The sequence below is a fragment of the Pseudomonas sp. B707 genome (genome assembly GCF_022496685.1).
Taxonomy (GTDB): domain Bacteria; phylum Pseudomonadota; class Gammaproteobacteria; order Pseudomonadales; family Pseudomonadaceae; genus Aquipseudomonas; species Aquipseudomonas paraglycinae.
Window position 1 is genome coordinate 24,720 of the sequence record NZ_WTVE01000010.1, and the last position, 26,464, is coordinate 51,183.

19 protein-coding genes are annotated in these 26,464 nt (G+C 62.4%); 11 read left to right on the forward strand and 8 right to left on the reverse strand.

Annotation, left to right across the window (positions count from 1 at the left end; translation table 11 throughout):
- Positions 1-45 precede the first annotated feature (45 nt).
- Genes GQX66_RS03535 through GQX66_RS03550 form a run of 4 tightly spaced genes read left to right on the forward strand, consistent with a single transcriptional unit; the run spans position 46 to position 4,741 of the window.
- On the forward strand, positions 46-825 hold the full coding sequence (locus GQX66_RS03535; RefSeq protein ID WP_085748527.1) for an efflux RND transporter periplasmic adaptor subunit: 780 nt from the start codon (positions 46-48) through the stop codon (positions 823-825).
- Complete coding sequence (locus tag GQX66_RS03540; protein WP_240866458.1) at positions 822-2,141, forward strand: HlyD family efflux transporter periplasmic adaptor subunit; 1,320 nt, start codon at positions 822-824, stop codon at positions 2,139-2,141. The genes GQX66_RS03535 and GQX66_RS03540 overlap by 4 nt, the downstream gene beginning before the upstream one ends.
- Positions 2,142-4,238, forward strand: a complete 2,097-nt coding sequence (locus GQX66_RS03545; RefSeq protein WP_240866461.1) for a biotin/lipoyl-binding protein — start codon at positions 2,142-2,144, stop codon at positions 4,236-4,238.
- A gap of 5 nt (positions 4,239-4,243) precedes the next feature.
- Positions 4,244-4,741 carry a GNAT family N-acetyltransferase gene (locus GQX66_RS03550; protein WP_134023755.1) on the forward strand — a complete coding sequence of 166 codons (498 nt, stop codon included), beginning with the start codon at positions 4,244-4,246 and terminating at the stop codon, positions 4,739-4,741.
- 1 nt (position 4,742) lies between these two features.
- On the opposite strand, the gene GQX66_RS03555 is transcribed toward GQX66_RS03550, so the two are convergent.
- From GQX66_RS03555 to GQX66_RS03585, 7 genes are all read right to left on the reverse strand, one after another.
- Positions 4,743-6,929: a lipase family protein gene (locus GQX66_RS03555; protein ID WP_240866464.1), complete on the reverse strand. Its 2,187-nt coding sequence runs from the start codon at positions 6,927-6,929 to the stop codon at positions 4,743-4,745.
- Positions 6,930-6,941: 12 nt separating this feature from the next.
- Positions 6,942-7,769, reverse strand: a complete 828-nt coding sequence (locus GQX66_RS03560) for a hypothetical protein (RefSeq protein WP_240866466.1) — start codon at positions 7,767-7,769, stop codon at positions 6,942-6,944.
- Between the two features lie 12 nt (positions 7,770-7,781).
- Complete coding sequence (locus GQX66_RS03565) at positions 7,782-8,555, reverse strand: hypothetical protein (RefSeq protein WP_240866469.1); 774 nt, start codon at positions 8,553-8,555, stop codon at positions 7,782-7,784.
- Entirely contained in the window at positions 8,552-9,400 is an 849-nt protein-coding gene (locus tag GQX66_RS03570; protein ID WP_102717892.1) for a DUF4123 domain-containing protein, read from the reverse strand. The genes GQX66_RS03565 and GQX66_RS03570 overlap by 4 nt, the downstream gene beginning before the upstream one ends.
- On the reverse strand, positions 9,397-11,466 hold the full coding sequence (locus GQX66_RS03575) for a type VI secretion system tip protein VgrG (RefSeq protein ID WP_240866472.1): 2,070 nt from the start codon (positions 11,464-11,466) through the stop codon (positions 9,397-9,399). Before GQX66_RS03575 ends, GQX66_RS03570 begins: the two co-directional genes overlap by 4 nt.
- A 160-nt stretch (positions 11,467-11,626) precedes the next feature.
- Positions 11,627-11,938, reverse strand: coding sequence for a hypothetical protein (locus GQX66_RS03580; RefSeq protein ID WP_240866474.1), 312 nt, complete (start codon positions 11,936-11,938; stop codon positions 11,627-11,629).
- A gap of 56 nt (positions 11,939-11,994) precedes the next feature.
- Positions 11,995-12,582 carry a tail fiber protein gene (locus GQX66_RS03585; RefSeq protein WP_129973976.1) on the reverse strand — a complete coding sequence of 196 codons (588 nt, stop codon included), beginning with the start codon at positions 12,580-12,582 and terminating at the stop codon, positions 11,995-11,997.
- A gap of 240 nt (positions 12,583-12,822) precedes the next feature.
- On the opposite strand from GQX66_RS03585, the gene GQX66_RS03590 reads away from it, so the two are divergent.
- The 7 genes from GQX66_RS03590 to GQX66_RS03620 all read left to right on the forward strand — a co-directional run bounded on the left by GQX66_RS03590 (position 12,823) and on the right by GQX66_RS03620 (position 25,738).
- Positions 12,823-14,418 carry a glycosyltransferase family 39 protein gene (locus GQX66_RS03590; protein ID WP_240866486.1) on the forward strand — a complete coding sequence of 532 codons (1,596 nt, stop codon included), beginning with the start codon at positions 12,823-12,825 and terminating at the stop codon, positions 14,416-14,418.
- A 137-nt stretch (positions 14,419-14,555) separates the two neighbouring features.
- Positions 14,556-15,401, forward strand: coding sequence for a sulfotransferase (locus GQX66_RS03595; RefSeq protein ID WP_011331872.1), 846 nt, complete (start codon positions 14,556-14,558; stop codon positions 15,399-15,401).
- Between the two features lie 54 nt (positions 15,402-15,455).
- Positions 15,456-21,842 carry an Ig-like domain-containing protein gene (locus GQX66_RS03600; RefSeq protein WP_240866497.1) on the forward strand — a complete coding sequence of 2,129 codons (6,387 nt, stop codon included), beginning with the start codon at positions 15,456-15,458 and terminating at the stop codon, positions 21,840-21,842.
- A gap of 48 nt (positions 21,843-21,890) precedes the next feature.
- The gene (locus tag GQX66_RS03605; protein WP_102717897.1) at positions 21,891-23,405 is read left to right on the forward strand and encodes a TolC family protein; all 1,515 of its coding nucleotides are present in this window, start codon (positions 21,891-21,893) and stop codon (positions 23,403-23,405) included.
- Entirely contained in the window at positions 23,389-23,994 is a 606-nt protein-coding gene (gene cysC / locus GQX66_RS03610) for an adenylyl-sulfate kinase (RefSeq protein WP_240866499.1), read from the forward strand. The genes GQX66_RS03605 and cysC overlap by 17 nt, the downstream gene beginning before the upstream one ends.
- Positions 23,991-24,776 carry an aspartyl/asparaginyl beta-hydroxylase domain-containing protein gene (locus tag GQX66_RS03615; RefSeq protein ID WP_240866501.1) on the forward strand — a complete coding sequence of 262 codons (786 nt, stop codon included), beginning with the start codon at positions 23,991-23,993 and terminating at the stop codon, positions 24,774-24,776. Before cysC ends, GQX66_RS03615 begins: the two co-directional genes overlap by 4 nt.
- Positions 24,764-25,738 carry a sulfotransferase family protein gene (locus tag GQX66_RS03620; RefSeq protein WP_240866516.1) on the forward strand — a complete coding sequence of 325 codons (975 nt, stop codon included), beginning with the start codon at positions 24,764-24,766 and terminating at the stop codon, positions 25,736-25,738. The genes GQX66_RS03615 and GQX66_RS03620 overlap by 13 nt, the downstream gene beginning before the upstream one ends.
- Here the strand turns inward: GQX66_RS03620 and GQX66_RS03625 are convergent.
- On the reverse strand, positions 25,704-26,462 hold the full coding sequence (locus tag GQX66_RS03625; protein WP_007957673.1) for a slipin family protein: 759 nt from the start codon (positions 26,460-26,462) through the stop codon (positions 25,704-25,706). The two genes, GQX66_RS03620 and GQX66_RS03625, sit on opposite strands and share 35 nt — an antisense overlap.
- Positions 26,463-26,464 lie beyond the last annotated feature (2 nt).

Here is a 26,464-nt window from a genome sequence, read left to right on the forward strand (position 1 = left end):
TCCCCGCTGTCGTAGACTCCGAGCATCCGTCAGGGAGTAACGGTTATGCGGCGTTTTCGTGGTTGGGTTGTCGGATTGACCTTTGTAACGTGTGCAGTTCAGGCTCAAACGCCCGCGCCAGACGATCCGCTGCTGGATAACGGCGGGGCGGCGAATGCGTCGGCCAGCAGTGAAGCGCGCGGGGTGTTGCGGGCGCGGGATCAGGCGACGCTGGCCAGTGAGTTGTCGGGGCGGATTATCGAGTTGCCGTTCAGCGAGGGCGAGTCGTTCAAGAAGGGCGATACCCTGGCGCGGTTCGACTGTTCGGCCTATCAGGCCCAGTTGAACGCCGCGCAAGCCGCCAGCCGTGGCGCCGGTGAAGAGCTGGCGCACAACCGGCAACTGGCGGCGCTCAATTCCGTCGGGCGTTTCGAAGTGGCCCGGGCCGAAGCCAAGGTCAGCGAGACCCAGGCGCAATCTCAGGTTTATCAAGTCCAGGTCAAACGCTGCAGCGTGGTTGCGCCATTCGACGGGCAAGTGGTCGAGCGCAAGGTGCAGCGTTATGAAAGCGTGCCGGCCGGTGCGCCGCTGCTCGATGTGGTCGACAACCGCACCCTGGAAATCCATCTGCTGGTGCCGTCGCGCTGGATGGCCAGGCTCAAGCCCGGTCAGTCGTTCAGCTTCGTGCCCGATGAAACCGGTCAGGCCATCGACGCCACGGTCAAACGCCTCGGTGCGCGGATCGATGAGGGCAGTCAGACCCTGTTGCTGGTCGCAACACTCCCCGAAGCCAAAGGCTTGCTCGCCGGTATGAGCGGCACCGCGCGTTTTCCGGAGCTTAAGTGAACGCCCCGGTGAGCGGCGCCGCCGAGCAAGTGTTCGCGCGGTTTCTCGATCTCGAACGGCAGACCCGCGCGGCCCAAGACATTTCGCAACTGGCCTACAGCCTGGTCAATGACGGCCAGTCGCTGTTCGGTTTTCGCCATGCGGCGCTGTTGATTGCCGGCAAGGTGCAGGCGGTGACCGGGGTCAGCGCGGTGGAGCCGAATGCGCCGTTCGTGGCGTTCGTCGAGCAGGCTGTGGCGCAGTTGTTCAAGCAGGATGTGCTGAAACAGGCGCGGGTGATCACGCCGGAAATGGTCGGCGAATCGATTCAGGCCGATTGGCGCAGCCTGTCGGCCATGCAAGTGTTCTGGTTGCCGCTGATCGACCGTCAGGGTCAGGTGTTCGGCGGTTTGTGGCTGGCCCGTGATCTGCCGTGGAACCCTTCCGAGCAAGTGCTGCTGTCGCAACTGGGCGACACCTACAGCCATGCCTGGCTGGCGTTGCAACCGCGAAAACCTTGGCGGCTGCGCTGGACCCGTAAACGCCAGGTGGCGCTGGTCGCCTTGTTGTTGCTCGGGCTGTTGATCCCGGTGCGCCAGTCGGTGCTGGCGCCCGCCGAAGTGGTGCCTCAGGGCGGGCGCGTTGTCGCCGCACCGCTGGACGGGGTGATCGCCGAGTTTCTGGTCAAACCCAACCAGAGCGTGAAAACCGGCGACCTGTTGCTGCGTTTTGAAAGCACGACGCTGAAGGCTCAGGCCGATGTCGCCGAGCGTGCGCTCGGGGTTGCCGAAGCGGAACTCAAAGCCAATTCCCAGCGCTCGTTCGTTGATGCCGAATCCAGCTCCCGGGTCGACCTGCTGGCCGCCCGCGCCGAACAGAAACGCGCCGAACGCGACTACGCCCGCGAACTGCTCAACCGCAGCGAAGTGCGTGCCGAGCGCGACGGCATTGCGGTGTTCGCCGATGCCGAGCGCTGGACCGGCAAACCGGTGCAGACCGGCGAACGGCTGATGGAAATCGCCGACCCGAGCCAGGCCGAACTGCGTATCGAACTGGCCGTGGGCGATGCGATTTCGCTGGAGCCGGGCGCCGAAGTCGCGCTGTTTCTCGACAGCGACCCGTTGCAACGTCACCTCGCCACCCTCGAACGTTCGGCCTACGAGGCGCAGCCCACCGCCGGCGGCCAGTTGGCCTATCGGCTGGACGCCAATTTCGCCGACGCACCGCCGCGCATCGGCCTGCGCGGCACCGCAAAAATTTTCGGCGACCGGGCGCCGCTGGCCCTGTACCTGCTGCGGCGTCCGCTCGCCGGGCTGCGCCAGAGCGTAGGCCTTTAAATGACCCTGCCGAGCCTGCGTGCCGACCTGCAATTGTCGCCCGCGGCGCCGGCATTGGACGGTTCGCCGCGCTGGACGTTGGCCGACCCGGTGCGCGGGCGCTACTTCAAACTCGGCACGGCGGCCATGCGCCTGTTGCGCCACTGGTCGCTGGGCGATCCCGAACAAGTGCTGCGCGCCGCCAATCGTGAACCGGGTTTGCCCCTCGACGGCAACGAGTTGGCGCAACTGCTGGAGTTCCTGCGCGGTCACGATCTGATCAGTGCCCTCGACGAGCAACAGCGCGCCAGTTATCGGCTCAAGGCCCTCGTACAACGCCAGAGCCTGTGGAAAATCCTGCTGCATCAATACCTGTTCTTCCGCATTCCACTGTGGCGCCCGGACGCTTTTCTCAACCGTGCCTGGCCGTGGCTGGAGCGCTTCGGGCCAAGGGTTTTGCGCTACGGCCTGCCGGCGACGCTGGCGCTCGGGGTGTTTCTGGTGTCGCGGGACTGGCAGCGCTTCGTCGGCACCTTCCCGCACCTGTTCAGCCTCGGCGGGGCGATTTCATTTGGTGTGGCGCTGTTCTTCGCCAAGCTCTGTCACGAGTTCGGTCATGCGTTCATGGCCAAGCGCGCCGGGTGTCGGGTGCAAAGCATGGGTGTGGCGTTCATGGTCTTGCTGCCGATGTTCTACACCGATGTCAGCGATGCCTGGCGGGTCAATGATCGACGTGCGCGACTGCTGATCGGTGCCGGTGGGGTGCTGGCGGAATTACTGCTGGCGAGCATCGCGCTGCTGGTCTGGTCGTTCCTGCCGGACGGGCCCGGTCGCACGGCGGCGTTCATGCTCGCCAGCGCGACGTGGATCACCACACTGGTGGTCAATCTCAACCCCTTCATGCGCTTCGATGGCTACTTTCTGCTCAGCGACTTATGGGAAGTCGACAATTTGCAGGGCCGGGCCTTTGCCCTGTGTCGCTGGCGGCTGCGGGAGTTTCTGTTCGGCTATGGCGCTCCGGCGCCGGAGCCTTGGTCGCCGACGATGCAGCGGCGTTTGCTGATCTGGGGGTATGGCTCGTGGTTATGGCGTGCGGCGTTGTTTTTCGGGATCGCGCTGGCGGTCTATCACTTGTTCTTCAAGGTGTTGGGGATCTTCCTGATGCTGGTGGAGCTGGTGTGGTTCATCTTTCTGCCGATCATGAGTGAGTGGCGCCAGTGGTGGAGCCGCCGCGAACAGGCTCACGGCCCTCGGGTGTTGCTCAGCAGCCTGGCGGTACTCGGCTTGTTGCTGGTGCTGATCGTGCCGTGGCGCAGTTCGGTGGAATTGCCGACGATGCTCGAGGGCGGTCGCGCCAGTGCCTTGCACGCACCGACGGCGGCGCGGGTCAAAGCCGTGAAGGTCGAGGATGGTCAGACCGTGGCTCAGGGCGACGTGCTGATCGAGCTGGAATCGCCGGACCTCGATTCGCGGCAGGCCATCGTCCGCCGGGAAATCCGCATCCAGCAATTGCTGATGCGCCGTCAGGCTGGCCGCAGTGAAACCGCTGCCGACGCCGGCATCGTCGAGCAACGCCTTGCCGAAGCGGTGGCGGAATACCGTGGCCTGACTGCTCAACGTGAACGCCTGCTGTTGCGCGCACCTCATGCGGGCACCGTGCGTGATCTGCTGCCAAATCTGACGCCGGGTCGCTGGCTGTCGAGCAAGGATGCGCTGGCGCGGGTGGTCGAGGACGGCACGCGACTGCGTGGTTACCTGGCCGAAGCCGAACTGTGGCGGGTCAAGCCCGGTGCCACCGGGCGGTTTATCGCCGACGACCCGATGCATGCCGCCATCGCGGTGCAACTCAATGAAATCGACACCAACGGTGTGGCCTATGTCGATCAGGAGGCGCTGACCTCCGATCACCACGGGCCGATTGCCGTGCGCCGCGATCAGCAGCAACGAGCGGAACCGGTGCAGGCGCAATACGGCGTGCGTTTGACTACGCTGGATCAGGCACCGACCCCGGTGCAGCCGCTGCGCGGCGTGGTGGTGTTGCAGGGCAGCGGCGAATCGGTGCTCGGCGTGGCCTGGCGCCGGATGGCGGCGCTGGGGGTCAGGGAAAGCGGTTTCTAGGGAGCATTAAGATGACGGACAACCTGGCGGCGGGCGGATTGGTGGTGCGGCCTTCGCGGGCGTCGGACGGGCCATTTCTGCACAGCCTCTATCAATCGGCGCGGCCGGATCTGCAATGGATCGACGGCGAGCAGGAGCAAGTGCAGCAAATCGTCGCCCAGCAGTTTCAGGTGCAGGAGCAGGGCATGGGGGAAAACCATCCCAACGCCATGCACTACATCGTAGAAAAACTCGGCACGGCCATCGGCGCACTCAGCACCGATTTCGGCGTCAATGAAATCCGCGTGTTGTACCTCGCGTTCATTCCACAGGCCCGGGGCAAAGGTTACGGACGAACCGTGCTGCAAGGCGTGCAAAAAGCCGCGCAGCAAGTGCGCTGCCCGGTGGCGACGGTGGTCTGGGCCAACAACCCCCATGCGCGCCAGCACTACCTGGCGCTGGGTTTTGCGGTGGAGGAGCGCAACCCGGCGGCGGAGCGGCTGGTGTGGTATCCACAGGCTTGAGTCAGATGATCGAGTCAATGTCGAAAGTGTGGGGCGCGCCAATTCTGTGACCGTAGAGCGTTACCAGCAGCGGGTCATCCTCGGCGGCGTCAGGTGCCATGGCGAGCTGTTCTTCTGCCTGGTTTTCCCGGTGCAGCTGCCAGCGCGGCAGGCTTTCGGCCAGACGTTCCGGTTGTTCTGCCAGCGATCCATAAACATCCGTGGTCGTCAGGCGCCGGTGCCGCAGACTGGCCAGCCGTTCGCGGGTCGTGCGGATGTTCTCGATTTCATGATTGAGCGCTTCGACGATGTTTTTACGGCTGCGCACATAGCTGTCCGGCCGTCCCGGCAAATTGCTGCGCTGGCGGCGCAACTGATCGGTGATGCGCTGCAGCGCTGTCTCAACCAGCGCGAATTCTCGCTCGGTAACCAGCGTGCGGTTTGACTCCTGTGCCTCCTGCCAACGCCGCAACACCGCCCAGCACGCCGGGATGTAGGCCCCGGTCATCGAATGGTGCCCGGCGTCGAAGATCTGCTTGAGCAACGTCGGCCGATCCGGCAGGCCGTGCCGCTGCCGGATCGCCACGTCGCAGGCTGCGTGCTGGGTGATGGTGTCGCAGCCCGGCTCCCAGAGGATTGACGACACCTGCTGGCGGCCGAACTCCACCGGCATGGCGTGTCGCAAACGGCCGTGGTGGTCGTAGGCTTCCCCGGTCCAGTTGGTGATGCCCGCGACGAACACCGACAGACCGAGCGGGACATTCACGAAGGTCAGCGCTGCCCCGGTGCCGTAGATATCGGCCTTGGTGTTCATCCAGCTGCCGGGCACGCTGGGCACCGGGTCGTTGTGGTTGACCATGCGGTGATGCACGAGATCGGCTGCACCCTTAACGAAATCCGCGTCGCCGGCGCGGGGGGCGCCGTAGGTGTAGAGCTGGATTTTGTAGCCCTCAGGCCTACGGCGGAGCATTTCGGCCAGCAGCAGCGTGATTGCGCCACCGAGGCTGTGGCCGCAGATCAGGAGTGTTTGGCCGGTGTAGAACTTTTCGAGGTAATTGACGGCGAATGCGCCAGCTTTTTTGGCCGCTTCATAGAAACCTCGATGTACCTGGCCTTCGCCTTCCGCAAACGGCACCTGCAAGGCATCGGCATCGCGTAACCCATCGGCGACGATCTCGGCGGTGCCGCGAACGGCGATCAGGATCAGTTCGTCGTTGTGGGTGATGAAGGCTTGGGTGTCGGTAGCCTCATTTCCTTCGCTTCTGTCATCAAGGAAGTGAACCTTGGCTGGATGTTCTTGCGACTCGATCCTCTTCGGTTCATTCACTTCGTACAGATCCGAGTCGAATGGAACGATTTCCAGGCGTTTGGAATACGGCACGTCTTCGTACAGAGGGTAATAGGCTTTGATTTGATTCGAGTCGACTTTCCATAGTTCGTCGGACTTGGCCAAGGCGTCGCCAAACCAATTGCCTACGCTGGGTTGCAAAGGAAAGGTCACTCGATTTTCTTTGATGGGAGCACTTTCTGGCTTCTGACCGAAGGGGCAGTAGCTCAAGGTTGCCATCAATGAGAGCTGGTACAGATTGAGTGCACAGAATTGCGGAGCTGTGGATAACATCGGTCGCAACGCGCGTAACGGGCGCACTTCAAGAACAGTGTGACGTTGTGGCATCAGAGCGACACCCAGTTTGCCGTGTTCGCGCATGATGGCTGCACAGCCGGAGTCGAGAGGGTAATCGCGATACACCTCGGGTGGCAGATGCGAGGCATATCTGACCAGGTGACGGACTTCGACTTGAAAGTAGTCTGCACCGTCAGCAATCTCGGGTCGTTCCCGTGTGCGGGTGGCATTCCGGTTCAGATAACGAGTTTTTTCGGCGCGTACCTGAAGTTCGGTTATTTTTAGGGGGTAATGTCGCCTGCTTTGCAAACTTGAGTAGAGCTGTTCCTTTCCTTCATACGATTGATCAAATAGCAACGATATAGGCCCCGCAAAGTGATAGTCCACTCTGCCCTTGCCCGCTGCATCCAGACGTCCTATGTATTTATGGCCTTCCGAATCAGTGGCGACATAGGCCAATCCAGCATAGGGCTCACCCGAGTAAAACTCATCGATGAGTTGAAAACTTGTCCATTTGCCACCGGCAGGACATGTCAGCATGCGGCCGCCTAACGGCGACGGCAGATCCTTTTCAATTGATTCCATCGTGAAACCTCCTTACTCAGTGCAACTTGGATAAATGGTGCAGACTCGGCCATCCGGCATTGTGAAAGTGCTGAAGTCGGTGTAGTTGCCATAACAAAAGGCGTACTGATCCTCAAAGTTGTCGCCTAAGCATCGCTTCCAGCCATTTGGAAAATTTACCCAGGTGTCCCTGAAGTAAGGTTGTTCTTCCCTTGCTACTTTGATTTTCATCCTCACGGTTGTGCCTGGAAGTTGATCGTGGGTGTATGCCGCAAACGGGCGCCCCGGCTGTGGAGTGCCCTGAGCATCGGTTTCCTTGCAGTCGAGTATTTTTCGCAGGATCCTCGGCTTACCTGAGGTGCGAAAAAGCCACTGACATTGGCCGTAGAAAATGCTTAGACCTTTATGGTTAAAAGTGCCTTTGTAGCGATCGTCCAATTCCGACCGTATAACAACAGCTGCACTATCAGCGCTAATGTCGCTCCAGTCCTTCCCGTAGGCGGCTCTGATGTCCAGATCAATTCGACGTATTACCATCGGGCAACCATTGATGGTCTTGCGGATGGCGATTTCGGAAACCGGCTCGTACGTTTCTCGCCAATTCCTGTTGTATCTGTTGGCTGTTTTGCGGAGGTCTATGGCTCTGCAGTTTTCACTACTATTGATCGGCTCATACTCTGCGAGGGCTTCATAGGCGAACCCTGGCGGTAGCTCTGCCGTGAAAGTGAATGTATTTGCCGGTTGGGTTTTGCACCCAGCGATGAGGGCAAGGCAAACAACCAAAGTCGCACTGCGCAGCGCGAGTCCAATCGTCGGGGAGGTCAGTGTTGGAGATTGCAGCTCCTTTTGAATTAATGTCATGGCGAAACCTCCTTATTCCGTACAGCCCGGATAAATGGTGCAGACTCGGCCATCAGGCATTTTGAATGTGCTGAAGTCGGTGTAATTGCCGTTGCAATAGGCATGCGGATCGTCATATCCATCACCCAGGCATCGCTTCCAGCCATTCGGAACTTTCACCCACGTATCCCCCCATCCGGGCTTCTCTTCCTCTGCCAAAGTAATCTTCATCCTCACTGTTTTGCCCGGCAGTTGATCAGGGCTAAAAGCCCCGAAGGTCTTGCCATAAGCTCGTGATCCCAAGGCATCGACTGTTCTGCAATCCAGGATTTTTCTTAGAATTCGCGGTTTGCCCGAGGTGCGAAACCACCATTCACACTGACCGTGGAAGGTGCTTTCACCGGTCTCGTTGAATACGCCTTTGAACTGCTCCTCCAGATCATCACGGATGAAAACCATGGCTTCGTCACCACTGAAGTCGCCCCGTGTTTTGCCATAGCTCGAGTTGATCTCCAGCTCGATTCGCCTCACGACCAACGGACACCCCTTAACAATCTTGCGAATCGTGATCTCGGCATCCGGCTTGTAGTCCGTCCGCCACTTGCTGTTGAACACCGGGGCAAGGTTGTCGCGTCTGTCGAGGGTGCAGGTCTGACCTTTCTCGGGTACGTAATAAACCGCTGCGACGTAGGCAAACCCCGGTGGTAGATCGGCTGTGAATCTGAAGGTGTTGGGTGGTTTGCTTTGGCAGCCCCCCAGTGCCGCGAAGGCGCTGATCAGGACGATGCTCTTGAGCTGAATCTTCATGAAGGCATCTCCCCGCTCCAGCTCTTCGAAAGCAGGTAAACCCGATCAAAGTGCTCATCCGGCGTTTCGTCCGGTCGGGGTTGCCAATGAGGCGCGAGGGTCGGGGTTTGCAGGCTCTGGATCAGCAGAAATTCCAGCCGCTCCGGCGCCAGCCAGCCCCAGGCTTCGGCCTGTGCCAGTCGCTCGCGTAGCCAGATGTGCGGATCCTGCGAGCCCGCCAGCCCGGCGTAGGCCTGCACATGCTCGGCCAGCAGAAAACGGTGGGCATTGGCCAGACGAATCTCCATGGCGGGCTGATCGGGCATCGGCAGGTGCAGCCATGGCGGCGAGTCCGGCAGCGGATTGGTGCCGGGCGCTGGGTTGTCGGTGCTTTGCCAATGCGAGCCCTGCCAGTAACACACGCTGATCGCCGGCCCGAGATACGCCGGTAGCGCCTCGACCGGCAGATGTTCCAGCGCCCGGGCCAGCACCCGGTTGTCGTGGAAGCGGTACAGCGCCTGATGCGGACGGGTGCCGACGAGCAGCCGCTCCTGCCAGTGCCTGACCCATGCCTTCAGTTCGCCCTGACCCAGGCTGGCGAGCCAGCCCCAATGGCTGTCGGGCCTGTCGAGCAGGGCGTCGAGGCGACGGTCGTCGGGCTGGTCGAAGGTGAACAGGAACGGGCCGGTGTCCGCCAGTTCGGCGACCACGGTTTCACCGTAGACGCTGGCGTACTGCTCGTAACGGCTGCTCTTCAGCCAGCGCTGGCGCATGTCGCGTTCGTTCTGCGAGTCGAGTACCAGGCACAGGAGGCGATCCGCCCGGTGTTGCTCGATCAGCCAGTGCGGCACAAAGGATTGGCTCATGCGGCGGCTCCCTCGATCAGGCACGCTCCTCCTCGACAGGCCTCGCAGATCGGGCAGAAATCTGCACCCAGCGTTTTGCTGTCAGCCATCAAGGCGGTTTGCGAGGGAGCTACCAGTGGCGGCAGAGGCGTCGATGGCGCCAGGTCTTCAACGCTGTCGGGCAGCAGAATCGGCGCGCGTAGAAAGGCCGCCGGTGCGCCGCCGATCAGCAGGTCGCTGCTACCGAAAAGACCACCGTGATCAAGCACAAAATGCTCGCCACCGACCTTCAGGCTGATGCTTTTTCCGGCCTCCAGTACCAGATGCTCGCCAGCGCTCAAACACACCTGCCCGGCAGCTTCGACCGTCAGCGACTGACCGATCCGGGTGTGGCTGTTCTGACTGACGTGCAGGTAGTCGCTGGCCTTGAGATGGGTCTTGCGATCACCGGTAATGGTGCGTTGCTCTTCTGCGTGGAGCACGCTGACGCTGTTGCCCTTGATGGTTTCCCGGCGCTGGTTGCCGACCTCCAGGTGACTGTCGTGCTCGATCTTTTGCTGCAAATCGCGCTGGGCGCGCAGATAGATCAGTTCCTGACCGGCGCGGTCTTCGATCATCAGCTCATTGAAGCCATTGCTGTCGGGCGTGCTGCGGGACCGGAACACGCTGCGGGTCTTGTGCGCCGGCAATTCATAGGGCACCGGGTTGGCGCTGTTGGCCAGGCAACCGCTGATCACCGGATGGTCGGGATCACCGTTGAGAAACGTCACCAGCACCTCCATGCCCACGCGCGGAATGATCACGCTGCCATGGGCGTTGCCGGCCCAGTTCGTGGTGGTCCGCAACCAGCAACTGCTCTTGTCGTTGTGCCGGCCTTCGCGGTCCCAGAAAAACTGCACCTTGACCCGGCCGTAACTGTCGCAATGGATGTCTTCGCCTTCCGGCCCGGTGACCACGGCGGTCTGGGTACAGCCGATGGAAGGTTTGTCGTAGCGCAACGGCGGGCGATAGATCGCATCCCACGGTGTGGCTTCGAAATGGTTGCGGTAGCCCTGGACGAAGTCGCTTTTATCGCTCACGGCGATGTCGCTGCCGCTTTCTTCGAGCACCTGAGGCTGTTGGCCTTCGTGTTCGATTTCGGTGAGCAGCCAAAGGTCGTTCAATGCGGGGTCGGGGTGTTCTGACAACGACAGGAAATGCCCCGACACCAGCGCCGGTTCGTCGCTGTCACCCTGAGCCACGCGCTCATCGCTGCGATGACGTTCCAGGATTCGTCGGGCGAGCAGTTTGCCGTGCTCCCGGTCGAGGACTCGCCCCGGATAGGCGTAATCCTCCAGATCAGGCTGACAGTTCTCGTTCGGTATCCGCGCGTCGGACTCCAGCACGATGCGCGCCCTTTCGAAATCGTAGGCGCGCCGACTGGCGCGACTGGTGCGGGTATTGAGCCCGCAGTCTAAACGGTGGATCACCGGCCGGTCGGCCACCATCGCGTTGCGCGGTTTGAACGGGGTCGGTCGGGCCAGCCTGGGAAACACGGTCTGGTCGTCGCCGAACACCAGCAGGTGCCTGTCGAGGCTGTGGCGAAAGTGATAGTGCAGGCCGTCTTCCTGGCACAAGCGCTGGATGAAATGCAGATCGGACTCGTTGTATTGCACGCAATATTCGCGATCCGGCAGGGCCTGGCCGATCTGGAACAGGTAGCCATCCGCGTGAATGCCATGTTCCTGAAGAATCTGCCCGATGATTTGCGCAACGCTCAGGTGCTGAAAAACCCGCTGATTGAAACGATGGCCCAGATTCGTCAGACATGGCGCGAGGGTCAGGTGGTATTGCGTCAGCCGGTACCCGATATCATCCCTTCCGATGTGCTGGATCTGTCCATGAACGCCATGGCCGTGGTCATCGAAGGCCAGAAAAGCCTGCCGGTGCATGAGGCCGGGAAGATCGATGTCCGGTCTCGGGCTGACCAGTTTGACGTCGAAGGAGTAAGGCTGGCTGATGGATTCGGTGCCGGTGAAGGACAGCACCTGCAGGTCGTGTTTAAAGGCGTCGGTGATGAGGCGCAAACGAGCATTGGCATTGAACATCCGTTGTTCCTTGTCCTGTGACAGATTCGGAACAACGCTAACAAGATGAACCGCGAATTTATGTCGGACGTTTCCCAATTCATTCGGTTTAAAAGCCCGGATTACAAGGGCTTTAGCCGCATCCTACGGAATCGCCCTACAAGATTTTCAGAGTGGCGAATCAGTTGAACGAAATGCAGAAATACCCCAACTGCGGATTCCGTCCCAGCGCCGGCACCCGCGACACGAAGATGTCCTCTACCCGACCGAGTTCCGGCAAGTCCAGCGCGCATAAACCGTCGACAAACTCGGTCGGCACCAGGCTGTTGAATTCCAAGCAGAAGGGCATGCGTTCGCTGTAGCGGGTTTTCGCCGCGGGAACCTCATCAAGGTATTCGATCCGAATCGGCAAGGCCGTGCCATCGGGCAGGTAAAGCGTGCGTTGCTGCCCCAGCAACGGCTGGACATGTTGGATCTGCACCGCTTGCAGCATGGTTTGACTCCATTGAAAAAAGAACGGCCGGGGGCCATCAAGCCCCCGGCGTTTACTCAGTTGCGCGACGGGAACAGACCGTTCAGGGCAATGCTGAAGTTAAGGACCAGGGCCGGGTTCAAGACCTGCATTGGCTGACTGCCGCCAGTGGAGGAAATGTCTCCGGTAACGGTGGTGGTCACACCCTTGAGCGGTACCGGTGTGGCACCTTGGGCGTCGGAATAGATATTCGCCGAACCAGGGCCGCCGCCGGACGCGCCGATGTACGAATTGGTGGCGGTGGGCACAGTCGCCGGATTGCTGGCGGGTACTGCCAGCGAAAGGGCGGTGTTGGCCGTCAGGCCGGTCATGGCGTGGGTGTGATTGGGCATGTTGGCGATGGTGGCGGTGACGCTTTCTGTGCCGTACACCTCACCGATGACGCGCGGCGTCAGGCCCAGTCCGGTGCCTTGTGCGACGGGCACGCGACCTTGCAGGTTGGGCAGTTGAAAGTTGGTCGTGCCATTGCCGCCGTAGTAAGTGCCCAGCAAGGCGAACAGCGCCTGGTATTGCGAGATGCCCAGGATTTGCCCGTTGCACAAGGCCCAGCCACTCGGGGCGAAGTTGAAGGCGAACGGTTGAATCGTACCCATAAAGACTTCCATGGTTCCTCATCCTTCTGTTGTGTGGTCGGCGCGCCGCGCGGTCGCCCTTGTTGTCGGGCCGGTCGAAACGTTGTGCTGACTCCTTCCTTTTGCGCGGGCAGGTCACGCCACGCCGTAGCGTAGACCCGGATCGACGGACTTGCCGGACGTCGTCGTGGCCGCGCGTCGACTTCGGTGCTGGCCTACAGTGTTGGCAGTTGATGACGCAATTGTGTTCGCAAAAACGCTGAGGGGAGGTTGATGGAGGTCCTTCGCGAGACACCGCTGGGAGATACTCAAGATCCGTTCGCCGCACCGAATGCCGGTGTCCGGCGCCTGTTGCGCTGGGCGCGCGAGCACTGGTTGATACCGATCCTGCTGCTGGCCACCGTGGTGCGTTTTTATGACCTGACGGCTGCCGCGATCTGGGGCGATGAAGGTTCGAGCCTGCTGCTGGCGCGCTATTCGCCGGGCGGGATCTGGACGCATGCCGCGTTCGATGTGCATCCGCCGCTGTACTTCATGCTGCTGCACGGCTGGATCGGCGTGTTCGGCGACGGCCTCCTGGCCATTCGCAGCTTCAGCGCACTGGCCGGCATCGCCACGGTCGGACTCGGCGTGAGCCTGGTCGACCGGCTGGCCACTCGCCGCGCGGCGATCATCGCGGGGGTGTTGCTGGCGCTGCTGCCGACGGCGGTGCGCTACAGCCAGGAAGTGCGCATGTATGCGTTGCTGGGTTTGCTGCTGATCGGCGCGACGCTGGTGCTGGTCAACTGGATCAGGCGACCGCAGCGTCACCGCTATCTGCTGATCTATGCGCTGCTGATGACGGCGGCGTTGTACACCCACTATTTCGCCGTGCTGGCGGCGCTGAGCCATTGGCTGTATCTGGGGTTGATCCGCCTGTTGCCGGGTTATCGCCTGAAGCATCTCCAGCGCAAGGATTGGTGGCTGGCCAATCTCGCCATCGTCGTGCTCTACCTGCCGTGGCTACCGAACCTGATCGACCTGCTGCAACACATGGACGCGCTCAAGGCCGGCGGCGATGTGGGCTGGGAAGATCCGGTGACCCTGTCTTCGCTGCCGTCGATGATCTGGCTCTGGTTGATTCAGGACGAGGGCGAACATCTCCCGTTGCTGCTGTTCGGCGGAGTGCCCCTGGCTTTGCTGGTGCTGGCGGCTGTCGCCGTTGCCCGTGATCGCAGCGTGAACCATGGCAGCGTGCTGCTGGCGGTCTACACCGGCGTGCCGTTGTTGCTGGTGTTCGCGGTGTCTTTCATTACGCCGATGTTCATCGAGCGTTACCTGACTGCCTACGCGCTGGGGCTGCCGATGCTGGCGGCGCTGGCCATCGACCGGCTCTACAGCAGCGTGCGCGTGCTGGCGATGGCGGTGCTGCTGTCGCTGGTCGGGGTCGAGATGATCGGGGTGAACAACAACGCCACGGTCGACCGCAACGACCAGTTCAACGTCATGGTCGATTACGTCAACCGCCACTTCGCCAGCGGCGACCGGATCGTCACCAGCGACATGCTCTGGTACCTCAGTTACGTCTATTACAACCGCACTGAGGCTCAAGTCCGGCTGTTTACGCCGCCCACCGCCGAGGGACGCTCGACTCGCCCGAACCATTACGGTTTCGGCACGCTGGTGTCCGATGAGGTTTACCTTGATCGGTTGGGCGACCTGTCGAAGGACAGTGCCCGGGTCTGGTTGATCGGTGATCTGGACGTGGAAGTACCCGATCCATTTCTGCCCTTGCCTGCGACCTGGCAGCTGCGGGATCAGGTGCACGCGGGCGGGGCGAAAGCGCGACTTTTCTCGTTGCAGGCGCCCAATAGATCGGGAGAAAACTGACTTAAACGCTTCACCATTTTATTCGCGATAAAAGCTAAGTTTTTAAGTCCGTTTTGCTCTTTTCTGATATCAAAACACTACTAGTCGAATGGGTATTGTTGGATTACGCTCATCAGACAAAAGGACTTACAAATACGGTGAAGGGATTGCAGCAGTTCCACTTTATCTCCGGCTTGCCGCGCTCAGGTTCTACCCTCCTTTCTGCGATCCTCCTGCAGAACCCTCGCTTTCATGCCGGCATGACCAGTCCGGTCGGCGCGCTGTTCTCCGGTGTCCTTGAACAATGCAGTGCCGGCAGCGAATTCGGCGCGGTGATCGACACCGACATGCGCCGCCGCCTTTTGCGCGGTCTGTTCGATTCCTACTACGCCGACAAGGCCGACAAACCGGTGGTGTTCGACACCAACCGCCAGTGGTCTGCGCGACTGCCGGCCATCAACGACCTGTTCCCTCAAGCCAAGGTCATCGCCTGTGTGCGCAACGTCGCCTGGGTGATGGACAGCCTGGAGCGGCTGTACCGCGCCAATCCTTTCGAAAACACCAAGCTGTTCGGCGATGCGGTCGAGCGCAACACGGTCTACAGCCGCTGCGAAACCCTGGCCCAGCGCAATCGCCTGGTGGGTTTTGCCTGGGCGGCGCTCAAGGAAGCCTATTACGGCGAGCACGCCGATTCGCTGCTGATCGTCGATTACGACCTGCTGACCCAAGCCCCGGAGCGGGTGCTGCGGCTGGTCTACGACTTCATCGGCGAACCCTGGTTCGAGCACGATTTCGAGCACCTGGCCTATGACGCGCCAGAGTTCGACCAGGCCCTCGGTGTGGCTGGCCTGCACAAGGTCAAACCCAAGGTCGCCCTGCAGTCGCGGCGTACGATCCTGCCGCCGGATCTGTTCAAGCAATACGCCGATCTGTCCTTCTGGCTCGATGGCTCAGCCAGCGCTGCCAATGTCATTCGTATGAAGTCCGACGCCGCGATCAGTTGATCGCGGCGTTTTCATTGATGCGTCAACAACTGTGTTCGAGTCCGGGTGAGCAACATGTGGTGGAGCAAGCAGAAGTCGCGGGTTACCGAAGGCCAACGGACGCTGGCGGCGCCCATGATCATGTCGCTCGAACCGCGCATGCTGTTCGACGGCGCCGTCGCGGCCACCGTCGCTGACACCGCCGCCCAGGCTGACAGCCATGCCACCGCCGACGCCGCGAAAGCACCGGCCGCCGACCACCCGAGCGCCAGCAAGGACACCCATGGTCAGGCCGATGCCACGCCCGCCGCCAGCCCGGTAGCCGTGCCGGGGCAGAGCGTGGTGTTCGTCGATTCCCGGGTCAAGGATGCCGACAGCCTGCTCAAGGGCGTGGCCCCCGGCACGCAAGTGGTCAAGCTCGATGCCGGCAAGGACGGTTTGCAGCAGATCGCCGATTATCTCGACCAGCATCAGGGCGTGAGCTCGGTGCAGATCATTGCCCACGGCAATGCCGGTGACCTGTGGCTGGGCAACAGTTATCTGTCGGCCGACAACGTTGCCCAGCGCAGCGCGATCCTGGCGGAAATCGGCAAGGACATGAATGCTGGCGGCGACATCCTGATCTACGGCTGCTACACCGCCGAAGGGGATCGTGGCCTGAGCTTCGTCGACTCGCTGGCGCAGCTGACCGGCCGCGACGTGGCCGCCTCCAGCAACCGCACGGGCTTGGGCGGCGACTGGGATCTGGAGATCGCCACCGGCACCATCGAAAGTGCCAACGTGCTGTCGACCCAGGCGATGAGCGAATACCAGTGGGGCCTGGCCACCTGGACCGCCACCAACAACGGCAACACCGGGGTCGGCTCGCTGCGCGCAGCGCTGGCGTCGGCGCAGAACGGCGACATCGTGACCTTCAGCTCCGGGATGACGGTGCAGCTCACCTCAGAATTGCTGATCAACAAGAACATCACCGTCGATGGTGACCTGAACAACGACGGGGTTGCCGACGTCACGCTCGATGGCCAATACCGGACCCGAGTGGTGGAAATCACCTCCGGCAGCACAGTGACCCTGGATGGTCTGGTCATTACCCGTGGCCTGGTTTCGGGCAACGGCGGTAATGGCGGCTACGGCGCAACCGGTGCCATGGGCGGGGGGATTTTCAACGCCGGTATCCTCACTTTGAACAACGTTACGGTGACCAGCAACGCGGCAGCCGGTGGTGGTGGCGGCGGAGGGGTCACCAGTGCGTACTACGGCGGCGGTGGCGGCGGTGGCGGCGGGATTGGCGGTCAGGGTGGCGGTCATGGTGGCACGGCCGGACCGGGCACCGGCACCCTTGGCGGGCAGGCCGGCAGCGGCGGCGTCGGCGGTTACGGCGGTGGCTACGACGCGACGCACATGGGGGGGCGCGGGGGCAGCAGCACGGGCGGTGCCGGCGGGCTGGGGGTGTCCTACTACAGCAACGGCGGCAATGGCGGCACGGCCACCAACGGCACGATTTCCATTGGCGGCGGCGGTGGCGGCGCAGGCTGGGACAAGGTCGGCGGCGCCGGCGGCAATGCCGCCGGTGGCATTTACAATGCTTCGACCGGCACCCTGAAAATCGTCGGCACCTCGGTCATCAGCAACAACCTCGGTGCGGGGGGCGGCGGTGGTGGTGGCGGCGGATTGGGCAGCAATGCTTCCAACGGCGGCATCGCCGGGCGCGGCGTCGGCGCCATCTGGAACCAGGGCGGCACGGTGCTTATCACGGCGGCCAACTTCGCCGCCATCAGCGGCAACGCCGCAGGCAGCGGTGCCGGTGGTACGGCATCGGGTGGTGGCACAAACGGTACTTCACCGGCCGCTGTCTCGGCGATCTACAACAACGGCGGCACGCTCAACACCGCCTACGTGGAGCCGCCGACCGCGACTATCGTGATGGCCGACACGGCCCTGAAAATCGGCGAAACCTCGCTGGTGACCATCACCTTCAGCCGGGCGGTGACCGGGTTCACCAACGCCGACCTGACGATTGCCAACGGCACGCTGACATCAGTGAGCAGCAGCGACGGCGGCCTGACCTGGACGGCGACCTTCACGCCGACCAACAACATTACCGACAGCACCAACCTGATCACCCTCGACAACACCGGGGTGACCGCGATCAACGACGGCGTGGCGGGTGTCGGTACGACCAACTCCGTCAACTACGCCATCGACACCGCGCGGCCGACCGTGACCATCGTGATGTCCGATACGGCGTTGAAGATCGGCGATACGTCGCTGGTGACTTTCACCTTCAGTGAAGCGGTGACCGGTTTCACCAACGCCGATCTGTCTATCGCCAACGGCACGTTGAGCGCAGTAAGCAGCAGCGACGGCGGCATCACCTGGACCGGAACGTTCACCCCGAGCGCCAGCATCAGCGATACCACCAACCTGATTACCCTGGACAACACCGGTATCGCCGACCTTGCCGGTAACGCCGGCACCGGCACCACCGATTCGGTCAATTATGCGATCGATACCGTGCGGCCGACGGCAACCATTGTGGTGGCCGACACCAATCTGGCGGCCGGTGAAACCTCGCTGGTGACCATCACCTTCAGCGAAGCGGTCAGCGGCTTCACCACCGCCGACCTGACCGTGGCCAACGGGACCCTGAGCGGTTTGAGCAGCAGTGACGGCGGCATCACCTGGACCGCCACGCTGACGCCGACCACCAACATTACCGACACCACCAACCTGGTCACCCTGGATAACACCGGGGTTGTCGATCTCGCCGGCAACGCCGGCAGTGGCACCACCAATTCCAACAATTACGCGATCGACACCGCGCGTCCGACCGCGACCATTGTGGTCGCAGACACCGCGCTGAAAATCGGCGAAACCTCGCTGGTGACTATCACCTTCAGCGAAGCGGTGACCGGTTTCACCAACGCCGACCTGACCATTGCCAACGGCACGCTGACTGCCGTGAGCAGCAGCGACGGCGGCATTACCTGGACGGCGACATTCACGCCGACCGCCAGCATCACCGACGCGACCAACCTGATCACGCTGAACAACACCGGCATCGCTGATCTGAACGGCAACGCCGGCAGCGGCACCATCGACTCCAACAACTACGCCATCGATACCGTGCGCCCGACCGCGACCATCGTGGTGACCGACAACAACCTGCGGATCGGTGAAACCTCGCTGGTGACCATCACATTCAGTGAAGCGGTCAGCGGTTTCACCAATGCCGATCTGACGATTGCCAACGGCACCTTGAGCGCAGTCAGCAGCAGCGACGGCGGCATCACCTGGACGGCGACGTTCACCCCGAGCGCCAGCGTCACCGATACCACCAACCTGATTACCCTGGACAACACCGGCATCGTCGACCTGGCGGGCAACGCCGGTAGCGGCACCACCGATTCGAACAATTATGCGATCGATACGGTGCGGCCAACCGCGACCATCGTGGTGGCCGACAGCAACCTCACTGCCGGCGAAACCTCGCTGGTGACCATCACCTTCAGCGAAGCGGTCAGCGGTTTCACCAACGCCGACCTGACGATTGCCAACGGTACGCTGACCGCCGTGAGCAGCAGTGACGGCGGCATCACCTGGACTGCGACGTTCACGCCGAACGTGGGCGTCAATGACGCGACCAACCTGATCACCCTGGCCAATACCGGCATCGCCGACCTTTCGGGCAACACCGGCAGCGGCACGACCAACTCCAACAACTACACCATCGACACCGTGGTGCCGACCGCGACCATCATCGTGGCGGACTCCAGCCTGAAAATCGGCGAAACCTCGCTGGTGACCATCACCTTCAGTGAGGCCGTGACCGGTTTCACCAACGCCGACCTGACCATCGCCAACGGCACGCTCAGCGCGGTCAGCAGCAGCGACGGCGGCATTACCTGGACGGCGACCTTCACGCCGACCACCAACATCACCGACGCCACCAACCTGATCACGTTGGACAACACTGGCGTGCAGAACCTGTCGGGCAATGCCGGCAGCGGCACCACCGATTCGAACAACTATTCAATCGACACGGTGCGTCCGACCGCCACCATCGTGGTCGCCGACACGGCACTCGGCGTCGGCCAGACGAGCCTGGTGACCATCACCTTCAGCGAAGCCGTGACCGGTTTCACCAACGCTGACCTGACGATCGCCAACGGTACGCTGAGCGCGGTCAGCAGCAGCGACGGCGGCATTACCTGGACGGCGACGTTCACGCCGGCGGCGGGCATCACCGATACCACCAACCTGATCACCCTGGATAACACCGGCATCACCGACCTGGCAGGCAACGCCGGCAGCGGCACCACCGATTCCAACAACTATGCGGTCGACAGTCAGCGTCCGACGGCGACCATCGTCATGAGCGACATTGACCTGCGTCCCGGCGAAACCGCGCTGGTGACCATCACCTTCAGCGAGGCGGTGACCGGTTTCGACAACTCCGACCTGAGCGTCGCCAATGGCACGCTGAGCAATGTCTCGTCGAGTGACGGCGGCCTCACCTGGACGGCCACCTTCACGCCGAACATCGGTGTCAGCGACCTGACCAACCTGATTGTCCTGAACAACACCGGTACCACCGACCTGGCCGGCAACACCGGCACTGGCACCACCAACTCGGCCAATTACCAAGTGCAGACCCAGGTGCCGACTGCCACCATCGTGGTAGCCGACCCTGCGCTCAAGGCCGGGGAAACCTCGCTGGTGACCATCACTTTCAGCGAAGCGGTCAGCGGGTTCGACAACAGTGACCTGACCATCGCCAACGGCACGCTGAGCAACGTCAGCAGCAGTGACGGCGGCATCACCTGGACCTCGACGTTCACCCCGACTGCCAATGTCACTGACGCCACCAACCTGATCAGCCTGAACAATGCCGGAGTGACCAACGTCTCAGGCAACAGCGGTATCGGCACCACCGATTCCAACAACTTCGCCATCGACACCGCGCGGCCAACCGCCACCATTGTGGTTGCCGATAACCGCCTCGGTATCGGTGAAACCACCACCGTGACCTTCACCTTCAACGAAGCGGTGATCGGGTTCGATCTGGGGGACATCAGCGTCGCCAACGGTTCGTTGTCAAACCTGACCAGCAGCGACGGCGGCGTGACCTGGACCGCAACCTTCACGCCGACAGCCAACGTCAACGATCCGACCAACCTGATCCTGATCGACACCGGCGGCGTCCAGGACCTGGCCGGCAACCTCGGGGCGAGCATCGCCATCTCCAACAACTACATCCTCGACGCGACCCGGCCGACGGTGAACATCGTGGTCGCCAATCCGAATCTGGGCATCGGCCAGAGCACCACGGTGACCTTCACCTTCAGCGAGGCGGTGAGCAATTTCGACCTGTCCGACCTGAGCGTGACCAACGGTGACCTCAGCAACCTGACCAGCAGTGACGGCGGCAAGACCTGGACCGCGACTTTCACGCCGACCGCGAATGTCACCGACCCGAGCAACTTCATCGCGCTGGACACCAGCAACGTCACCGACCTTGCGGGCAACGCCGGCAGCACGGTGGCGGTGTCGAACAACTACGCCCTCGACAGCGAACGGCCGACCGCGACGGTGGTAATCGCCAATCCGAACCTGGGCGTCGGTCAGACTTCGCAGGTGACCATCACCTTCAACGAAGCGGTCAGCGGTTTCGACCTGTCGGACCTCAGCGTGGCCAACGGCACTCTGTCCAACCTGAGCAGCAGCGACGGTGGCAAGACCTGGACCGCGACCCTGACGCCGAACGCCAACGTCAACAGCGCCAGCAATGCGATCAGCATCAACACGGCCGGGGTCAGCGACCTGTCGGGCAACAGCGGCAGCAGCGTCAGCAGTTCCGGCAATTACGTGATCAACACGGTGCCTGTGCCTCCTGTGACACCGACTACTCCGTTGATCGTGGTGACACCGGATCCGGAGTTCCGCAGCAGCGATCCGGTCGCGCCGCCGCCACCGCCGAACGTTCCGCTGCAGCCGATCGTCTTCACCGCGCCCACTGGCGACCTCGGTTCACCGCTGACTTTCGCGCCGTTGTTCGAGCAACGGGTGATCGGCAACGGCATCCGTCCACTGGGGGATATTTTCATCAATCGCGGTGCGCTGAGCCCCAGCTTCATTGCCCAGGTGTTCAGCAGCAGCGACAACCAGGGTGACGGTTCCGGCCATGGCTTCCTCGGGTTTGGCGGTGGCGATGGCGGGGTGTTTGGCAGCAGCACGCTGTCGAGTCTGTTCAATCAGGACAGCAGCGCCGAGCGTGATTCGCTGAATGCCTTCGGCAGCCAGTCGATCAAGGGCGGCGATATTTCCCAGGGCCTGCGCGGTGTGTTCGGCGCGCCGACCCTTGGCCAGCAACTGCAACAGATCAAGGACAGCGAGCAGCACCGGGTCGACAACCTGGCCGCCGCACTGCAACAGGTCGGCATCAGCGAAATGCCAGCCTGACAACACACAACAACTCACATATGTGCGGGACCTAGGGGCGATCCAGGGATGAAGAAAAGTCAGAAGTTGTTCGGCGCCAGCCTGCTGGCGCTGGCGATCAGCGGATGTGCAGTGACCAGTGAACCGATCGAACGCAGCGTCAGCGAGCAACGGGCCCGGGCTGACCTGCAGAGCATGTACAAGGGCCAGGAACCGCTGAGCGGTCCGCTGACCCTGCACCAGGCGATGGCCCGCGCGGTGAAATACAACCTCGAAGGCCGCTTGAAAATCATGGAGGAAGCGCTGGCCAAGCGGCAGCTCGACCTCGCCAGTTTCGACATGCTGCCGCGCATGGCGCTGGACGCCGGTTACGTCGGACGCAACAACGTCAGCGCCTCCAGCAGCCAGAGTGTGCGTACCGGCACTCAGTCTCTGGAACCGTCGACCTCACAGGACCGCGACCGTGACGTCGCCGACCTGACCATGGTCTGGAACGTCCTCGATTTCGGTGTCAGCTACATCAGCGCCAAGCAGCAGGGCGACCAGCGCCTGATCGTTCAGGAGCGCCGGCGCAAGGTGATCAACACCATCGTTCAGGACGTGCGCTCGGCCTATTGGCGGGCGATGGCCGCCGAACGCCTGCTCAAGCAGATCGACAGCCTGATGGCGCGAGTCGACACCGCCCGCCGTAACAGCGAAAGCATGAGCGAACAGCGCATCGGTGATCCGGTGCAGTCGCTCGGTTATCAGCGTTCGCTGATCGAAGCGACCCGGCAACTGGAAGAACAACGCCGCGCGCTGTCGCTGGCGAAAACCGAACTGGCGACCCTGATCAACCTGCCGCTGGGCACCAACCTGACCCTGGCCACCGATGACGGTTACCGGATCCCCGAACTCAAGGTCGATCTGAGCAAACTCGAGCAGGAAGCCCTGACCAGCCGTCCGGAACTGCGCGAGCAGGATTACCAGACCCGGATCAGCGCCGCCGAAACCCGCAAGGCCATGCTGCGTCTGCTGCCGGGTCTGGAGTTCTCCGCCGGCGGGCATTACGACAGCAACTCGTTCCTGGTCGAGCAGGGCTGGGCCGACTACGGCGTCAAAGTCACCTGGAACCTGTTCAACGTGATCTCTGCCCCGGCGGCTATCGATGTGGCGAAGGCCGGTGAAGAAGTGGCTGCCGCGCGGCGTCAGGCGATGTCGATTGCAGTGCTGGCGCAGCTCTACGTGGCCAACGCCAACTATCAGGAGGCGCTGCGCCAGTTCAAGACCAACCAGCAACTGTCGGACATCGACGGGCAAATCGTCGGTCAGTTGCGCAACCGTCGTCAGGCCGACGGCATTGGTGAGCTGGACCTGATTCAGGGCGAACTCAACACCTTGCAGGCCGATCTGCGTCGCGACCTGTCATACGCCGATCTGCGCAATGCTTACGGGCAGATCTTCGCCAGCGCCGGCCTCGATCCGCTGCCGGATCAGGTGCAGTCGACCGAAGTGCAGTCGATCGCCACCGCGCTGGCCAACCGCGAAGCCGCGTGGGCCTCGGGGGATATTTCGCTGCCGGTGGCCCATGCCGCCGCGCAGTGACGTATTGGCGCCGACCGCCAGCATCAGCCGTGCCCAACGCGAGGCCCGCAACGGCCATCGCGGCACGGCGATGCTGCTGACCGGCTTGCCGGCGGCAGGCAAATCGACCCTTGCCCAGGTGTTGCATGCCGAGTTGTTCAGTCGTGGTCTGCAAAGTGTGGTGCTCGATGGCGATGGCCTGCGCGTCGGGCTCAACCGTGACCTGGGTTTTACCGATGCCGACCGCCTGGAAAACATCCGCCGCGCCAGTGAGCTGGCGGCGTTGCTGGTGGAGAACGGGCAGATCGTGATTCTGGCGATGATCGCGCCGTTGGCGGAACTGCGCGAAGTGTTTGCCCGCCGTTTGAGCGAGGACTATCGCGAAGTCTGGTGCAGCGCCGCGCTGGCGGTGTGCGAGCAGCGCGATCCGAAAGGGCATTACGCCCGGGCCCGGCGTGGCGAGCTGGCCGGGTTCACCGGCGTGTCGGCGCCTTACGAGGCACCGGCCCAGGCTTCGCTGGTGCTCGACACCGGCACGCTGACGGTCGAAGCCTGTCTCGACCGGTTGCTGACCTGGCTCGGCGAATCCGCGGTGTTGCCCAAGGCATGAGCCGGCCGGCGTTCTCACGGTTGCCAGTGACGGTGGACCTGCCGTTGCTGTTGCAGGCGCTGGCGGCGATTGAAGACGCTGCCTGGCGCGGTCATTTCAACACCGCTTATTTCGCCGGCGACTGGAGCGGTGTGGCGCTGATTTCTGCCGCCGATGCGCTGACCGAACTGTCCCCCGGCAGCGCCGAACCCGTAAAGCGCAATCCTTGGCTGAATGACCGTCGCTGGCAGCAGGCCCTTCGGGATCTGCCACTGGACATCGTCAGTGCGCGGCTGTTGCGACTGGGGCCGGGCGGGCAGATTCATGAACATCGCGACTACGACCTTGAGGGCGTGGACGCCGATTTGCGCCTGCACATTCCGCTGCTCAGTCCGCCTGCCGTGGACTTCTGGCTCGACGGCCAGCGGATGCCGATGGCGAAGGGAGAATGCTGGTTTCTCGATCTCGCCCGACCGCATCGGGTCGACAATCGCGACAGCACGGTTCGGGTTCATCTGGTGCTCGATTGCCGCCCCGCGCCCTGGCTGGAGCAGATGATTGTTGACGGTTTGCCGAGCACTCCGCGGCCCGATGGCGCGGAGACGGCGCTGCAGCGTTTTCAACGGTTGCTGGTCACGGATCCGTTGCTGTCCGCAACGTTGCAGGCACTGCACGACCCTGACGCATTCACCGCTCAGACGCTGGCGCTGGCCGCTGAACGCGGTCTGCACTTTTCCCGTGAAGAACTGCTGGCGGCGATGCGCAATGGTCGCCGGTCATGGAACGAACAATGGCGTCTGTGAATTTCGACGGCTGGCTGCCGATCCGCATCTGGAAAACCGCCGGGCAATGGCAGGTCGACTGGTGCTGGTTTGGCGACACACCGCTGCATCAGCCGTTCTTTCGTGAAGCCGTCGAAGACGCGTTGCGCCTGCCGTTCAATCAGGCGTTCCGCCGGCAAACGCCCTTGTCGGCACTCATGGATTGGCAGGCGCTCAGTCCGGGTCTGCCGCCGAGTGCCTTCATCCTGCACGCCTCTCGTTGCGGCTCGACGCTGATCAGCCAGATGCTCGCCCGGCTCGACGATCACATCGTGGTCTCGGAGCCGCCGTCCCTCGATGCCTTGCTGCGTAGCGATCTGCCGGGCGAAGAACGCCGCGCGGCCATCGCCGGATTGCTCTCGGCGTATGGTCAGCGGCGGCGCGGTACGGAGCAGCGGCTGGTGATCAAGCTCGACGCCTGGAACATCGGCGAATGGCCGTTGCTGCAGGAATGCTTTCCCGATACGCCTTGGCTGTTTGTCTATCGCGATCCGCTGGAAATCGCCGTCTCGCACCTGCGCCGCCCCGGCCTGCACATGGTGCCGGGTGCACTCGGCGATTGTGTGCTGGACGACGATTTGCCCTTCGAGGGGCGTGAGGACTTCATCGCGCGGCGCCTGGGGCGTCTGCTGGAGGCCGGGTGCGTGCATTGTCGTGAGTCTGCCGGGCTGGTGGTCAATTACAGCGAATTGCCCGACGCGATGAGCGGGCGGCTGGCGCGGTTTTTCGGGCTCAGCGCCACGCAGTGTGAACAGGCGCTGACAGCGACGGCGCAGCACGCGAAGCAGCCGTCACAACCCTTTGTCGTCGATGGCGAACACAAACGCCGGGAGGCATCGGCGCTGTTGCGGGCACGGATCGAAGATTGCGCCCGTGCGCCCTATGCCGCGCTGGAACGCTTGCGCGCGCTTACGATTTCGCCGACAGATCCGCCATCCCCTTGAGCAGTTCGATCGGCAACGGAAAGACGATGGTCGAGCTCTTGTCGCCGGCGATCGAACTCAAGGTCTGCATGTAGCGCAGTTGCATGGCGCCGGGCTGGCGACCAAGCATTTCGGCGGCCTGCATAAGTTTTTCCGAGGCCTGCAATTCGCCTTCGGCGTGGATCACCTTGGCTCGCCGTTCCCGTTCGGCTTCGGCCTGTTTGGCGATGGCGCGCACCATTGATTCGTTGAGATCGACGTGCTTGATTTCGACGTTGGCGACCTTGATCCCCCAGGCGTCGGTCTGGGCGTCGAGCACTTGCTGGATGTCGATGTTCAGGCGTTCGCGTTCGGCCAGCAGTTCGTCCAGCTCATGTTTGCCGAGCACCGCACGCAGGGTGGTCTGGGCCAGTTGGCTGGTGGCCATGAGGAAATCCTCGACCTGGATGATCGCTTTCTGTGGGTCGAGCACGCGGAAGTACAGCACCGCGTTGACCTTGACCGAAACGTTGTCGCGGGTGATCACGTCTTGTGGCGGCACGTCGAGGACGATGGTGCGCAGGTCGACCCGGACCATTTGCTGCACCACCGGGATCAGCAGGATCAGCCCCGGCCCTTTGACCTGCCAGAAGCGTCCGAGCTGGAACACCACCCCGCGTTCGTATTCGCGCAGGATGCGGAACGTCGAGCCGGCCAGGGCGATCAGCAACAGCAGCAGCGCGACAAAACCGATTTGCAGACCCATGA

Excerpts from the sequence above, each read along its gene's own strand:
- GQX66_RS03535 (WP_085748527.1), top strand. The coding sequence starts at position 46 with ATGCGGCGTTTTCGTGGTTGGGTTGTCGGATTGACCTTTGTAACGTGT.
- GQX66_RS03545 (WP_240866461.1), top strand. The coding sequence starts at position 2,142 with ATGACCCTGCCGAGCCTGCGTGCCGACCTGCAATTGTCGCCCGCGGCG.
- GQX66_RS03555 (WP_240866464.1), bottom strand. The coding sequence starts at position 6,929 with ATGGAATCAATTGAAAAGGATCTGCCGTCGCCGTTAGGCGGCCGCATG.
- GQX66_RS03560 (WP_240866466.1), bottom strand. The coding sequence starts at position 7,769 with ATGACATTAATTCAAAAGGAGCTGCAATCTCCAACACTGACCTCCCCG.
- GQX66_RS03565 (WP_240866469.1), bottom strand. The coding sequence starts at position 8,555 with ATGAAGATTCAGCTCAAGAGCATCGTCCTGATCAGCGCCTTCGCGGCA.
- GQX66_RS03570 (WP_102717892.1), bottom strand. The coding sequence starts at position 9,400 with ATGAGCCAATCCTTTGTGCCGCACTGGCTGATCGAGCAACACCGGGCG.
- GQX66_RS03575 (WP_240866472.1), bottom strand. The coding sequence starts at position 11,466 with ATGTTCAATGCCAATGCTCGTTTGCGCCTCATCACCGACGCCTTTAAA.
- GQX66_RS03580 (WP_240866474.1), bottom strand. The coding sequence starts at position 11,938 with ATGCTGCAAGCGGTGCAGATCCAACATGTCCAGCCGTTGCTGGGGCAG.
- GQX66_RS03585 (WP_129973976.1), bottom strand. The coding sequence starts at position 12,582 with ATGGAAGTCTTTATGGGTACGATTCAACCGTTCGCCTTCAACTTCGCC.
- GQX66_RS03590 (WP_240866486.1), top strand. The coding sequence starts at position 12,823 with ATGGAGGTCCTTCGCGAGACACCGCTGGGAGATACTCAAGATCCGTTC.
- GQX66_RS03600 (WP_240866497.1), top strand. The coding sequence starts at position 15,456 with ATGTGGTGGAGCAAGCAGAAGTCGCGGGTTACCGAAGGCCAACGGACG.
- GQX66_RS03605 (WP_102717897.1), top strand. The coding sequence starts at position 21,891 with ATGAAGAAAAGTCAGAAGTTGTTCGGCGCCAGCCTGCTGGCGCTGGCG.
- cysC (WP_240866499.1), top strand. The coding sequence starts at position 23,389 with ATGCCGCCGCGCAGTGACGTATTGGCGCCGACCGCCAGCATCAGCCGT.
- GQX66_RS03615 (WP_240866501.1), top strand. The coding sequence starts at position 23,991 with ATGAGCCGGCCGGCGTTCTCACGGTTGCCAGTGACGGTGGACCTGCCG.
- GQX66_RS03620 (WP_240866516.1), top strand. The coding sequence starts at position 24,764 with ATGGCGTCTGTGAATTTCGACGGCTGGCTGCCGATCCGCATCTGGAAA.
- GQX66_RS03625 (WP_007957673.1), bottom strand. The coding sequence starts at position 26,462 with ATGGGTCTGCAAATCGGTTTTGTCGCGCTGCTGCTGTTGCTGATCGCC.